The sequence below is a fragment of the Paenibacillus sp. FSL M8-0334 genome, assembly GCF_038000405.1.
Classification (GTDB): Bacteria; Bacillota; Bacilli; order Paenibacillales; family Paenibacillaceae; genus Paenibacillus_AQ; species Paenibacillus_AQ campinasensis.
This window is the reverse complement of record NZ_JBBOCH010000001.1, coordinates 2,662,354-2,676,450: the sequence shown is the minus strand read 5'-3', so window position 1 is coordinate 2,676,450 and position 14,097 is coordinate 2,662,354. Positions and strand designations below refer to the sequence as shown.

11 protein-coding genes are annotated in these 14,097 nt (G+C 54.7%); 3 read left to right on the top strand and 8 right to left on the bottom strand.

The annotated features are described in order from the left end of the window. Positions 1-202: 202 nt before the first annotated feature. Positions 203-1,753: an FAD-dependent oxidoreductase gene (locus MKX64_RS11665; protein ID WP_341035880.1), complete on the top strand. Its 1,551-nt coding sequence runs from the start codon at positions 203-205 to the stop codon at positions 1,751-1,753. A 108-nt stretch (positions 1,754-1,861) separates the two neighbouring features. On the opposite strand, the gene MKX64_RS11660 is transcribed toward MKX64_RS11665, so the two are convergent. From MKX64_RS11660 to cidR, 8 genes are all read right to left on the bottom strand, one after another. Then, the gene (locus tag MKX64_RS11660; protein WP_095398889.1) at positions 1,862-2,317 is read right to left on the bottom strand and encodes a hypothetical protein; all 456 of its coding nucleotides are present in this window, start codon (positions 2,315-2,317) and stop codon (positions 1,862-1,864) included. Between the two features lie 124 nt (positions 2,318-2,441). Then, positions 2,442-4,292, bottom strand: a complete 1,851-nt coding sequence (locus MKX64_RS11655; RefSeq protein ID WP_341035879.1) for an ABC transporter ATP-binding protein — start codon at positions 4,290-4,292, stop codon at positions 2,442-2,444. Beyond that, positions 4,289-6,016 carry an ABC transporter ATP-binding protein gene (locus tag MKX64_RS11650; protein WP_095265001.1) on the bottom strand — a complete coding sequence of 576 codons (1,728 nt, stop codon included), beginning with the start codon at positions 6,014-6,016 and terminating at the stop codon, positions 4,289-4,291. The genes MKX64_RS11655 and MKX64_RS11650 overlap by 4 nt, the downstream gene beginning before the upstream one ends. A gap of 4 nt (positions 6,017-6,020) precedes the next feature. Then, positions 6,021-6,566 (bottom strand): MarR family winged helix-turn-helix transcriptional regulator, encoded by a 546-nt coding sequence (locus MKX64_RS11645; protein WP_341035877.1) that lies wholly within the window; start codon positions 6,564-6,566, stop codon positions 6,021-6,023. A 313-nt stretch (positions 6,567-6,879) separates the two neighbouring features. Then, on the bottom strand, positions 6,880-9,168 hold the full coding sequence (locus MKX64_RS11640) for an ATP-dependent DNA helicase (RefSeq protein WP_155618515.1): 2,289 nt from the start codon (positions 9,166-9,168) through the stop codon (positions 6,880-6,882). A gap of 345 nt (positions 9,169-9,513) precedes the next feature. Further along, positions 9,514-10,308, bottom strand: a complete 795-nt coding sequence (pdaA, locus tag MKX64_RS11635; RefSeq protein ID WP_095265113.1) for a delta-lactam-biosynthetic de-N-acetylase — start codon at positions 10,306-10,308, stop codon at positions 9,514-9,516. 154 nt (positions 10,309-10,462) lie between these two features. Further along, positions 10,463-11,506 carry an oxidoreductase gene (locus MKX64_RS11630; protein ID WP_341035876.1) on the bottom strand — a complete coding sequence of 348 codons (1,044 nt, stop codon included), beginning with the start codon at positions 11,504-11,506 and terminating at the stop codon, positions 10,463-10,465. Positions 11,507-11,769: 263 nt separating this feature from the next. Then, positions 11,770-12,708, bottom strand: a complete 939-nt coding sequence (gene cidR / locus MKX64_RS11625; protein WP_095265004.1) for a cidABC operon transcriptional activator CidR — start codon at positions 12,706-12,708, stop codon at positions 11,770-11,772. A gap of 129 nt (positions 12,709-12,837) precedes the next feature. Between cidR and MKX64_RS11620 the strand changes: the two genes are divergently transcribed. Beyond that, positions 12,838-13,209 (top strand): CidA/LrgA family protein, encoded by a 372-nt coding sequence (locus tag MKX64_RS11620; RefSeq protein WP_341035873.1) that lies wholly within the window; start codon positions 12,838-12,840, stop codon positions 13,207-13,209. Continuing rightward, entirely contained in the window at positions 13,206-13,895 is a 690-nt protein-coding gene (locus tag MKX64_RS11615; RefSeq protein ID WP_155618518.1) for a CidB/LrgB family autolysis modulator, read from the top strand. The genes MKX64_RS11620 and MKX64_RS11615 overlap by 4 nt, the downstream gene beginning before the upstream one ends. Positions 13,896-14,097 lie beyond the last annotated feature (202 nt).

Below are 14,097 nucleotides of genomic sequence, written 5' to 3'. Positions count from 1 at the left end.
TTTTCCGAATCTGGTCCGTTTAAGGTATTTTTTTCACAATCCCCCCAAATTATTTACAGTGACGGAAGAAATTTGGACGAATGAACCCGCGAAACGAGCCTGCTGGTCAGCAGCACAAGTTTCTAATCTTCATGGCGTGGTAATAATGAAAACAAAGATGGAAAAGACAGGCGAAAATGATGATTTCAAGGAGGAGTGCTGTATGAATGAGTCAGGCAATCTGAAGCAAGGGCTTCCGCAATATCCCGAATCTTTGTGGCGGGCCACAAGCGAGCTGCCGTCCTTCGATAGACTGGCTGAAGATATTCAGGCTGATGTAGCTGTCGTTGGAGGTGGCATCACCGGTATTACGACGGCCTATTTGCTGGCGAAGGAGGGCATGGATGTGGTCGTTCTTGAAGCCGGCAAAATTCTGAACGGAGCGACCGGATTTACGACGGCGAAAGTTACAGCCCAGCATGGTCTGATCTATCATGAGTTCGAGAAGCATTTTGGCGCGGAGAATGCCCGAAAGTATTATGAAGGAAACCGCGAAGCCATTGAGTTCATCCGGGACATGGTCGGTGAGGAGGAGCAGGAGTGCGGGCTTAAGCTGGAGGATGCCTATATCTATACGGAGGATGAGCGCAGTTTGTCCAAGCTTGAGGATGAACTCAAGACGTATGAGAAGCTTTCCATTCCAGGCGAGTGGATGGACAAGCTTCCGCTGCCGATCCCGATTCAAGGTGCGATCAAGATGCCCGGACAGTACCAGTTCCACCCGCTCCAGTACATGAAGCGGCTGACGGAGAGGTTTCTGAAGCTCGGCGGACGGATTTATGAATACACCACCATTGATGAACAGGCGGATACAAGCGGCCCGGTCATCCTGCAGACGACACGCGGCAATCATAAAATCACCTGTAATTTTGCCGTGTCCGCCTCCCATTTCCCGTTCTATGACGGCAAGGGGATGTACTTCGCCAGACTGCACGTGGAACGCTCCTATGCGATTGCGGTCAAGCCGGAAACCGCGTATCCCGGCGGGATGTATCTCAGCATTGACCAGCCCGTCCGCTCCCTGCGGTCCGCCTCTTATCAGGGCGAAGATCTGGTCATCGTAGGCGGGGAGAATCACAAGACAGGAAAAGGAATCAGCACATACAAGCATTACGAAAACCTGGAGCTGTTCGCCGGGAAGCTGCTCGGGGCCAAAGAGATCCCGTACCGCTGGTCAACGCAGGATCTGGTGACGCTCGACAACCTGCCTTACATCGGTTCGCTGACGCCGAATGAGGACAAGATTTTTGTAGCTACGGGATTCCGGAAATGGGGCATGACCACCAGTGCGCTGGCCGCTCACATCCTGGCGGACAAAGTCCTTCAGCGCAAAAATCGGTATGCCCAGCTGTTCTCCCCGTCCCGTTTCAAAGTGGATCCAAGCCTGAAAACCTTGGTCGTTCAAAACGCCGGCGTGGTCAAAGATTTCATCGCCGGCAAAGTGGACCTGAAGCACACCGATCCATCCAAGCTCGAGCCTGGGGAAGCAGCAATTGTCCGCCATAATGGGCAGCGTGCAGGAGCATTCAAGGATGAAGCAGGAAACCTTCATATGGTGGATACGACCTGCACCCATATGGGCTGCGAAGTAGAATGGAATGAAGGGGAACGCTCATGGGATTGCCCATGCCATGGCTCCAGGTACACGTTCGATGGCGAGGTGCTGGAAGGGCCGGCGATTGAACCGCTAAAAAAGCTGAACCCTGACGACTAGACCCGTCGCCGGATGGAAACACAATCAAGCCCGCACCAGAAGATGACGCAAGGTCATCCGCAGGTGCGGGCTTCTATTTTTTGAAATATAAATGGGAATTCTCCAGAATCACGCGATCTCTGAAGATGCGATCTCTGTGCGGTAAGCAGCCAGCGACTGCTCGACAATGACGCGCACGAATGCCGGATCGATGTCCGCGATCCATGCGGCCGCATAATGCCATGCATTCTCTTCCGCCTGCAGCGCAATCTGTTTGCGCACAAGCTCGTTCTCCGAGGTGTCCATTCTGCTGCACAGCTCCTGCAGCGTCTGGTCAGCCGCATGACCCAGCTCGTGGGCGAATACGACGGCAAAATAGGCTTCGACCTGTTCCAGCGATCCGAACAGCTGCAAGCATTGCTGGCGTATCACCTCGGTATACATCGTGACCGTGTGCGAGTTCATCGCATATTTCCCTCCGACCAAGCGTCCCCCGGGAAAATAGGACTCCAGCGCAACCGTCACGGTACTGCCTGACCGACGTAACAGCTCCTGTACAATTTGATTCAGTTCAGCCTTATTCAATAACGATCATGGCTCCCTTATACGTAATGAGCACGTCCCGTGCCAAGTTTCATAACCTTCATTATAGTAGAACCATATGAAAAAGCAATGCTCGATATGACCGCCATTCAGACAGCAGCGCAGGTTAGACCGCTTCCTTCCGGGAGCTAAACTGGCTGTTGTAGAGGTCGGCATAGAAGCCGCCGGCCGCCAGAAGCTCCTCGTGGGTTCCCTGTTCAATGATGCTTCCCTGATTCATGACCAGAATCAGATCCGCTTCCTTGATCGTAGACAGACGATGCGCGATGACAAAGCTGGTCCGGTTCTTCATCAGTTCATTCATCGCATGCTGAATGTACATCTCGGTCCGGGTATCCACGCTGCTTGTCGCCTCATCGAGGATGAGGATCGCCGGGTTCGCCAGGATCGCCCTGGCGATGGTGAGCAGCTGCTTCTGCCCTTGTGAAATATTCGTCGCTTCTTCATTCAGCACGGTATCGTACCCTTCCGGCAGCGTACGGATGAAATGGTCCGCATGCGCTGCGACGGCGGCCTGAACGATCTCCTCCTCGGTCGCCCCCTCGCGGCCGTACCCGATATTGTCACGGATCGTGCCATTGAAGAGCCAGGTGTCCTGGAGCACCATCCCGAACAGGCTGCGCAGCTCCCCGCGTTTCATTGAGGTAATATCGATACCGTCGATGGTGATTCGGCCAGCATTAAGCTCATAGAAGCGCATCAGCAGGTTGATCAGCGTTGTTTTCCCTGCCCCTGTCGGACCGACGATAGCCACCGTCTGCCCCTGCTTCACTTCGATGTTCATATCCTTGATCAGCAGCTGATCCTCATGATAGCCGAAGCTCACATGCTCGAACGCCACATCGCCGCGCGGACGGTCCGGCTTCGAGGCAGCGCTGGCATCCGGAGTTTCCTCCGTCTCATCCAGCACCTCAAACACCCGCTCTGCAGAAGCAATGGTCGATTGGATGACGTTGGCGATGTTCGCCAGCTGTGTGATCGGCTGCGTGAATTGACGGGAATACTGGATAAAGGCCTGAACGTCCCCGATTTCAATCGCTCTGCGGGTAACAAGCACGCCCCCCACGACAGAGACGATTACGTATCCGATATTCCCGACAAAGCCCATCAGCGGCATAATCGTTCCGGAGATGAACTGCGCTCTCCATCCGGCATCGAACAGCCGGTTGTTCACTTCCTCGAATTTCTCGGCAGACTGGCGCTCCCGGCCGAATGCCTTGACGATCTTGTGCCCGGTATACATCTCTTCCACATGGCCGTTCAATTCTCCCAAATGCTTCTGCTGGGCTACAAAATGCTGCTGGGAGCGCTTCGCCACCACGGTGGTAACAATGATGCTGAGCGGCAGTGTCAGAATGACAACAAGCGTAAGCAGCGGGCTGATCGTAAGCATCATGATGACGACCCCGACCAGCGTGACGGCAGAGGTGATCATCTGTGTCAAGCTCTGCTGGAGCGTGTTGCTGATGTTGTCCATGTCATTAGTCACCCGGCTCAGCGTTTCGCCATGCGTGCGGGCATCGAAATATTTCAGCGGCAGGCGGCCCAGCTTGTCGTTCACTTCCTTGCGCAGATCATACACCGTACGCTGGGCCACACTGGCCATCACGTACTGCTGGATGTAAGCAAACAGCGAGCTGAGCAGGTATAGTCCGCCGAGCCACAGCATGATCTTCTGGATGGCCACGAAGTCGATGCCGTCCCCGCTGATATAGCCGCGATAGAGGAGCGTCGTCGCATCCCCCAGTATTTTCGGACTGACGATGCCAAAGATTGTGCTTAGGATCGCAGCGATAAGAACCGTCAGAAGCTTGCCCTGATGCGGTCTCAGATAACCGGACAACCGTTTGAATGTGCCCTTGAAATCCTTCGCTTTCTCCGGTGGCATGCCCGGTCCATGAGGACCGCCAAAGGGACCGCCTCCCGAATGCCCCCGTCTTTCCTTCTTGTCACTCATGCGATCTCCTCCTCTGACAGCTGGGAAGCGACAATCTCCCGGTACACGCGGGAGTTCTCCATCAGCTCTGCATGTGTCCCTATGCCTGCAACCCGTCCTTCATCCAGCACGATAATGCGGTCGGCATCCATCACGGTGCTCACCCGCTGTGCAACAATCAATACCGCGGCATCGCCGGTTTCCTCACGCAGCGCGGCGCGCAGCTTGGCATCTGTCTTGAAGTCAAGCGCAGAGAAGCTGTCGTCGAACAGATATATTTCCGGTTTGCGCACGAGCGCGCGTGCGATCGACAGCCGCTGTTTCTGTCCACCCGATACGTTGCTTCCGCCCTGAGAGATCACCGCCTCGTATCCGCCCTCCATCTTGGAGATAAAATCGGCAGCTTGAGCGACCTCAGCGGCATGCTGTATCTCTTCCATGCTTGCATCTTCCTTGCCGTAACGAATGTTGTCCGCAATCGTCCCGGTGAACAGCAGCGCCTTCTGCGGCACAAGCCCGATTCTCGATCTGAGCTGTTCTTGCTTCAGATCCCGCACGTCCACGCCGTCCACAAGCAGCCGGCCGGACGTTATGTCATAGAAACGGGGGATCAAGCTGATCAGGGTCGACTTGCCTGATCCGGTGCCGCCGATAATCGCTGTAATCTCGCCCGGACCTGTCCGGAACGAAATATTGGACAGCGCCGGCTCCTCTGCGCCCGGATAATAGAACGTGACGTCCTCGAACTCGACAACGCCCTTCTGCCCGGTCGCAGCAGGTTCCTTGTCCGTATCCTTGATCTCAGGGACAAGGCTGAGCACCTCCTGGATCCGAACCGCAGATGCCTGCGCCCGCGGAATCATGACAAACATGACGGAGAGCATAATTAAGGAGAACATAATCATCATCGCATATTGAAGAAAAGCCATCAGATCTCCGACCATCATGTGCCCGGCATTGATCCGATGTCCTCCAAACCAGACGATAGCCACCGTCGCAAAGTTCATCACTAGCATCATGATGGGCATCATCGCACCCATAATTTTGTTGACCTTGATCGAAGTGGCTGTCAAATCCTCGTTGGCATCATTAAAGCGAACCTTCTCATGGCTCATCCGATTGAAGGAGCGGATGACACGCATACCGGTCAGGTTCTCCCGCACGACGCGGCTGAGCGTATCGATCTTGACCTGAATCGCCTTGAATAACGGAATACCCTTCTTGGCAATCAGGAAGATCGCCAGCGCCAGAACCGGCAGCACGATGAGCAGCACGCTCGTCAGACCGGTATCCCGGGAGACGGCCATAATGATTCCTCCGACGCACATGAGCGGGGCAATCACCATCATGCGCAGCATCATGATCGTAACTTGCTGAATCTGGGTAATATCATTGGTCGTTCTTGTAATCAGCGATGCGGTGCCCAGCTTGTCAAATTCATGGAGTGTGAAGTTTCCGACATGGGTAAACACCCGCCCGCGCAAAATTTGTCCATAGCCCGAAGCTGCCTTAGCCGCCAAATAACTGGCCGCAATCGAGCAGAGCATTCCGAGCGCGGCAACCAGCAGCATAAAGCCGCCGACGCGCCATATATAAGGAATATCTCCGGTCAGAATTCCAATATCGACAATGTCCGCCATCAGCGTTGGCAAATACAACTCCGCCAGACATTGCAAAAAGGTGAACAGCAACACCATCAGCACCGCATTGCGGTACGGCTGCATATATCGAAACAGCTTCAGCATATTCTCATCTCCCTCGCTCCATATCCTGCCCTTCGGTTGGCCGCAACGTTCTGCTTCGGTATGTGGAAGCCTTGTTCAGCAGTTCTGTCAGCTTCCTGCTGTCCTCTTCCCCCAGATAATCAACCAAACCGTTCATATAGCGGGTAACATTGTCCTGAACTTCCTCAACGACCCGCTTGCCTTCCGCAGTCAGACAGACGCGAACCGCCCGGCGGTCCTTCTCGTCAATGACCCGCTCTACGAGTCCCTTCTTCTCCAGCCCCTTCACGAATTGCGTGATGGTCGGCGATGTCACTCTCATCCGGTTGCTGATCTCGGACACCTTCAACCCGGGAAGCTCCGGACTCTCACTCCGGTCCAGGAGGCTCATCAGCACCCGGACTTCCCCAGGGGTATGCTCCATATTCATATGGATTTCCCATTCCTGCCTGTGAAACCGATATATGCTTCTCACCAGGTTCCGGGCAACACTGTTCTCAAAGCCCGCCTTTCCATCCCAGCCCCGGCTCGAGGATGCTTCATCTTCCGATGGTTGATGGTCGTTTTCCAATATTACCAATCCCTCTCTTTTCTGTTTTGCATAGGCATCTAAATTATTAGGTAACCTAAATATAATGCGCCCCCCATCATATGTCAACTTTGTTCTATGAATGCTTGGAACTAGACGGAATCCCCCCGTCCTTCCCTTCGCCTTATAACGTTGCGAGCGTTATTATGAAGACGCGCCAAAAGGCTGCCATCACTGGCAGCCTTGCATGTATACGAAACCTGCGCATATCGGGGAAGGAGCCGGTTCACGCTCGGGAGCCGTACTGCTGATCAGCGGCGGTTCGCTGCTGCGGAAACCGGGTATATCAAGGGGCCTACCGTCTTGTGTAGTGTCTCCATTCCTCCGGCAGAAGCTGGCTGTAAGGACGGCTCAGAAAGCGGTCATCCACCAGCACCAGCGTCCCGCTGTCCTCCTCGGAGCGGATCAGTCTGCCCCCGGCCTGCATCACTTTGTTCATACCTGGAAAAACATACGCATAATCATAGCCGGGCTTGCCGGTCTGTTCGAAGTAATCCTTAATGATCTCGTTCTCAAACGACAGCTGGGGCAGCCCCACACCCACAACGACTACACTCGACAGCCGCTCGCCGCGAAGATCAATTCCTTCAGAGAAGATGCCGCCCATCACCGCGAATCCAACCAAAGCTTCCTCTGATTCAGCCTGAAAGGCGCTAAGAAACTGCTCGCGTTCTTCCTCGCGCATGCCCTGCCCCTGAAGCTGTGTCCGAACTTCGGGTATCGCCCGGATGAAGTCTGCATGGATCTCCTGCATATACGGATAGGAAGGGAGGAATACCAGCGTATTGACCGGCTTCTCCTTCACCAATTGGCACAGCATCTGAACAATCGCTTCCTTATTCTTCTCCCGGTCCTTGAAGCGTGTCGAGACAGGCAGCAAACGCACATCCAGCTGCTCCCGGGAGAAGGGGGATGGAATGGACAAGCTGTAGTCCTCCTCGTCCGCGCCCAGCATGTCGCGGTAATAGGATAACGGGAGCAGCGTCGCCGAGAAAAGCACCGCCGAGCGGTAATTTTTGCCGGCCTGCTGCAGCAGATACGAAGGGTCCAGACAGAACAGCTTCAACAGCACCTCGCTGGCCCCGATATCGGCATAGGTGACAAACCGTTCATCATACAGCCTCGAGATGCGCAGATACGCTTGTGCCGCGAAGTAGGTCTCCAGCAGAGCCTCCGTTTCTTCCCCGTTTCTGCCGGACATTAGCTCCGCCTCGGCCTGCATCACAAACTCCTCCAGCAGTTCGGACATCAACTCGGGCTGCTGTGAGCCGACGAAACGCTCTTGTCCGCCGCTGACCTTGCGAAGCAAAATAAAGCGGCTGTTCACCTTCTGCGCAGCCAAGTACAAGGCGGGATTAATCTCCTTGTACATCCGCTGCAGCGACAGAAATGCCGATTTATGCAGCTCTGCCGAGAACATGCTCCGAGCCCGGTCCACCAGATTATGCGCTTCGTCCACCAACAGCACGCTGCGCTTCTTAACCTCCTCAGGAAGCCGCTTGAATGACACGCGTGGATCAAATACATAGTTATAATCACATATGACAGCGTCGGCCGCATACGCGGCGTCCAGCGAAAACTCAAACGGGCATACCTGGTGCTTGCGGGCATACGTTTCAATTACCGGCCGGGTTATGAGCGTTTCATGGGTAAGCAGATCCAGAATCGCCTCATTGATCCGATCATAATAGCCTTCGGAAAAAACACAGGTCTCCTGGCCGCAGCCCTCTTCCTCGCGAAAGCAAATTTTGTCCTTGGCCGTCAGGGTCACGGTATGCATATGCAGCCCGCCCCGTTCCATCCGGGCCATCGCTTCCTCAGCCGCCGTGCGGGTGATGGTCTTGGCTGTAAGATAGAAGATCCGATCCAGCAGCCCTTCCCCAATCGCTTTCACCGACGGGAAGATGGTGGAGATCGTTTTCCCAATGCCTGTCGGGGCTTTCGCAAACAGCTTTTTGCCCTCGGCAATGCTTTTATAGACTGCCCCGGCCAGCTTCCGCTGCCCCTCCCGGTAAGAAGGGAACGGAAAGGCGAGCTCCCGGATGCTATGATCCCTGCGCGTTCTATGCTCGTGGAGCAGCTTGGCATAGGGCGCAAAGGCCGCCACGACATCCAGCGCAAATGTCTCAAGCTCCGCATCGCTCCATTCCTGCTCATATTGCTTGCGCTCTCCGCTCGGTATGTGCACATAGGTCAAACGGACGGTGATGGTGCGCGTATCATGCTGCTTGGCATACATGTAGGCATACATCTTGGCCTGTGCCCAGTGGACCGGATAGCTGTCCTCCTCAATATCCTCCAGTCGGCCGGAGGTGGACTTGATCTCGTCGATCCATATTCGCTCTCCCTGAAAGAGCAGGCCATCACAGCGGCCTTCAATCTGAAATACCATATCCTCATATGGAATGGCTGTTTCGAGCTGCACTTCTTTCCGGTCATGTTCACCGTATTCTTTCTGCACCGTCTGGTGTGCTCTCGTGCCCTCGACCAGCGTCGAAGCAGACCGGAATCCGGATGAAATGCTGCCGCTTCGAAACACATATTCGACAAGCGGCCTTACGGATATTGGAACGATCACAGGCATTGGCGGGTCTCCTTTGACATCAGCTTCACGATACACCTTGTTCGATATGCGAATACGCCGATTTCATCTTGTTATAGAGCGTATTATACCAAACATCCGTTCCTGAATGCACCGTCTGGCTGACGAAGCGCTCGGCCGTTTCCGACTTGAGCACACAGCAAAAAAGCGCACAGGCACCGCCCGCTAATAGCGATACGGTCCTATGCGCCTGGTCTTGAGTTCCCGACTGGTTCCAGAAGGGACGCACGCTCTTTCATCCTCAGACTCAGCATGCGTTGTTTTACCGCAGGATGGCGGCCCACCGTTCCCCGGACAGGACCACCACCTGCGCGGCCTGTCCGGCAATTAAGGCGCCTTCTTCTGCATATCGTCCAGGGACTTGAATTCGTAGCCCCGGCGGCGAGCCTCGTCAATGATACGGCCCAGCGCCTCGGCATTATCCTTGGAAATGGAATGCAGGAGCATCACCGCTCCCGGATGCAATTGCGCCGTGACTTTATCGTATGCGTACCCTGCCCCGCGCTGAGCTTTCACATCCCAATCCATATAAGCCAGTGACCAGAACACGTTCGTGTAGCCCAGCTCCTTGCTGACCGCCAGCGATCGCTCATCGAAGATCCCCCGGGGGGTTCGCAAATACTTCATCTCCTGCTGGCCGGTGATGCGGGCCACCTCCGCCTTGACCCGCTCCAGCTCCTGCTGGAGCTGCTGCGGGGAAATGGTGGTCACATCCGGATGGTTCCAGGAATGGTTCCCGATAATATGGCCTTCGGCTGCCATCCGTTTCAGCAGCTCCTCCTGGGTCTTCACATAATGGCCCGTCACAAAAAACGTAGCCGGCACCTTCTTCTCCTTCAGGGTATCCAGGATCCGCGCTGTATACCCGTTCTCGTAACCGTTGTCAAAGGTGAGGTACAGCTCTTTCTTCTCGGGGTCGCCCATGAATATGGCGCCGTATTTCTGAAGCAGCTCCTTGAAGCCCTCCTGATCAATGGAAGGAAGCTTCCCGTCAACGCTTTTCTTAAAGCCGAAATGAAATGGTCCGCTGCCTGCTGCAAGCGCAGTGCCAGGGGCAGCAGAGACAAGCACCAGCACCAGGAGCAGCAGGAACGCAGGTTGCAGGCCCCAGCCTTTCTTCATCATATCCGTTCTCTCCTATCATTCGTGTGGATTCGATGGGAACAGAAAGCGCTCCCCCATGCTGTGAAAGCATACCATCCTAATATTCCTCATCCGGAGAAAACTATGTGTCTGACCGCAGCCTCGGCTCTACAACATCTGCTACCGATCGTCGTCAGGTAATCGTGACCGTTCTTCCTTCCTTCGCGCTCTCGTAAGCCGCTTCAATGATCCGGATGACGTCCCGTGCATCCTCGGCACTGACCGGCAGCGGGCCCCCTTCCAGGATCGCTTCGGCCAGTCCCTGGTAGAAAGCCTGATATCTTCCCGGCAGCGTTTCAATCTCGCCTTGCACAGCCAGACCGCTAAACTCTGTCGCGAGCTGGCCGTATTGCTCCGGCTGATCCTCTCCCCAGCCGGTATCGCCTGGGCGCATGCCCTCCTTGAGCTGATCCTCCTGGGGATCGCCCCCGTATTTCAGGAAGCTCCCGAGGTCGCCATGCAGCTCGAATTTCGGCCCTGTCTGGCGCACCAGCGAGCCGGCATGGAGAATGACCCGAAACGATTCGTAGATCAGTACAAGGTGGAAATAATCCGTCACCTGCGACCCGTGCCGTTCCGCCTGCAGATCAGCCCACAAGCGAGCCGGCATTCCGAACAGGAACAGCGCCTGGTCGATCAGATGAGAGCCCAGATCGTACAGTGTCCCCGAACCGGGAAGCCCCTGCTCCCGCCATTTATCCTCCTTGACCTCCGGCCGATAGCGATTGAAGTGTGCCTGGTATAGCGACAGCTTCCCGAGCGCTCTCATATCCAGCAGATTGCGGACCGTCAGAAAATCATTGTCCCAGCGGCGATTATGATATACCGTCAGCAGCACGCCATGCTGCCTGGCCAATTCAATCAGCTCGTCCGCTTCAGCTGAGGTGACGGTGAACGGCTTTTCCACAACGACATGCTTGCCGGCCGCAATCGCTTGTTTGGCATACGGATAGTGCGTCGTATTCGGACTCGTGATGATGACGACCCGAAGCTCGGGGTCAGCCAGCAATTCATCGACCGTGCTCACCACCTTCGCTCCGGGGAGATCGCGGTGCACCTTGTCCGGTTTCGAAGATACGACGGTCGTAATGACAAAATCAGGAACACTCGTGATTACCGGTACGTGAAACACGGACCCGGACAGTCCGTAACCGATGATTCCTGCCTGGATGGTCATGCTCGGGACCTCCTTTTCAAGCATTTTGGAATTCGCGTGCTGAGCCTTGCCCATCATTACCCTGTTTCCTTTGTTCATTTATCGTAACATGCCCCAAATTTCCCGGCAAAAAACAAAGCGGAAGCCCGCGCGGCCCGTACGCCAACAAGCGGCATCGTCCCCCTGCTCTCCATGTGCCGGGCGAGCCATTCCTGATTATGATCGGGACGCTCCCGTTTGGAAATGTATAATATCACATATTGGTCCATTCCCTTCCAGCCAGATCAGGTTCTTGTACGATCCCCCTGTTCGTCAACCCGGATTTCGCCCGGCTCGTCTGTCTCCCCAAGCAATTTGCGCGTAAAGGCAATCCACTCCCTCGCCGCAAAGGACATATAGCGATCCTTCCGCCAGATCATCCCGAGCTGCCACGGAATCGTCGGATTGTCGAGCGGCAGAATCGCCACCCTGGAAGAATCAATCTCCTTGCAGATCGTCTCCGGCAGCAGGGCAATCCCCAAATTCGCCGCCACCATGCCGCTGATCAAATCCCATTGCGAGCTTTCATAGACGACCCTGGGCTCGAACCCTGCTTGTATGCACTCCCGGATGATCCGGTCATGAAGGGTGAAATCCTCGCGAAAGAGCACAAAGGGTTCATCCGCCAATTCCGCCAGATCCACCCACTCCCGCCCTGCAAGCCGGTGTGAAGGATGTACCAGCAGGTTCAGCTTCTCCCTGACAAAAGAGTAGGAGTGAAACACCTGCTCATCCACAGGCAGCACTGCTACGCCGATATCGAGCTGTCCGCTTTCCACATCGGCCTCCACTTTTTTCGCCCCGTCTTCAAACAGTTGGATCGTAATCTTAGGATATTCGCGATGGAACAAGCCGATGACCTCCGGAAAAAAACTGGAGCCGACCATCGGCGGCAGACCGATGCGCAAATGCCCGCGTCTTAGGTTCATCAGGTCCTCCAGCTCGTCGGACACCTGCTGAAAGGACTCAACCATCTGCTGTGCCTGCTGATACATGATCCGCCCGGCATCAGTCAGCTCGATCTTCTTTCCCTGGCGATAAAACAGCGTTACGCCCCATTCATCCTCCATGTTGCGGATCGTCTTGCTGATGGTGGGCTGGGTGATGTACAGCCGCTCCGCCGCTTTGGTAAAGCTCCCCGCGCGGGCAACCTCCAAAAAATACTGCAAATGACGTATGTCCATCTGATCGCATCCCTTCTGACTGTTTTACTAGTATAGATAAATGGAATGGATATCATTCGATATATGCATTTTACCTATGAAAGCAGTCGTTGTAAAATTTCATTAAAGAATGAAAAGGAGGGACAGATCATGAAAAACGTCATAAAAGGAAGTTTGCAGGTGGCTGGCTTTATGCTCTTGTCCCTGCTGCTGGATCGACTGGTGGATTGGCTGAATATCGGCATTCCCGGCAGCATTCTGGGAATTGTCATTGTGTTTATTTTGCTCGAAACAGGCATTTTACAACTTGAATGGATTGAGCTTGGCGCAAACTGGCTGCTGGCGGAGCTGCTGTTGTTCTTCATCCCTGCGGCAGTTGGCATTATGAAATTTTTTCCGATGCTGGAGAGCGACGGACTTCAAATATTGGCGGTTGTCTTGATCGGCACCATTACTGTGATGGTCACATCCGGCCTTACGGCCACCCTGATCTCTTCCAGAAAGGAGCGAAAGCGCATATGAGTTTGTTACTGCTCGGATTATACGGCTTGCCGCTGACGATCGGCATCTACTGGGGCGCCAAGATGCTGTACCAGCGTCTGCCGAAGGTCTATCTGTCCCCGCTTCTGATCACGCCGCTCCTCATCGTGGTCCTGCTGACCCAAGCGGGCGGCTCCTATGAGGCATACCATGAAGGAGCGCAGTGGATCAGCAAGCTGCTGCAACCCGCGACGATCGCCTTTGCGGTACCGTTATATAAGAACTTTCAAACTTTGAAAAAGCATGCCGCCGAAATTATCGTCAGCGTGCTGACCGGCTCCATGTTTGCCATCATCTCGTCTGCGCTGCTCGCCAAATGGCTTCACCTGAGCAGTGATCTGGCCACCAGTCTGATCCCGCGCTCGATTACGACCCCCATTGCGATGGATGTGTCGGCAGTGATCGGCGGCGTGCCTAACATGACGGCGGTGTTTGTTATCCTCACCGGCATTCTCGGCGCCATGATCGGGCCTTCCATCATGCGCATATTCCATATCAAAGGCGACATCGCCCGGGGTGTGCTGTTCGGGACGAGCGCCCACGGAACGGGCACTTCCAAAGCATTTGAGTTCAACTCCCTGTCGGGAACGATATCCAGCATTTCGATGATCGTGGCCGCCTTGTTTACGCTTGGGGTTGCCCCACTGATGGTCTCCTTCCTGCAATAACCCAAATAAAGGCAAAAACGAAGGGTATCGCCGTTTTTCTTGTGCGGACCCCGGTTTTGCCTTATTTTCCATTTCCTCGGCTGTGACTTCCCGCTTTGACAACCCGATGTGAAGAGGGCATAATAAATTCTGTTCATCAGTTTTGTAAAATCAGGATAAGAATAACTGAACATTTATATCCAAAATTACGTTTTATTCCTAA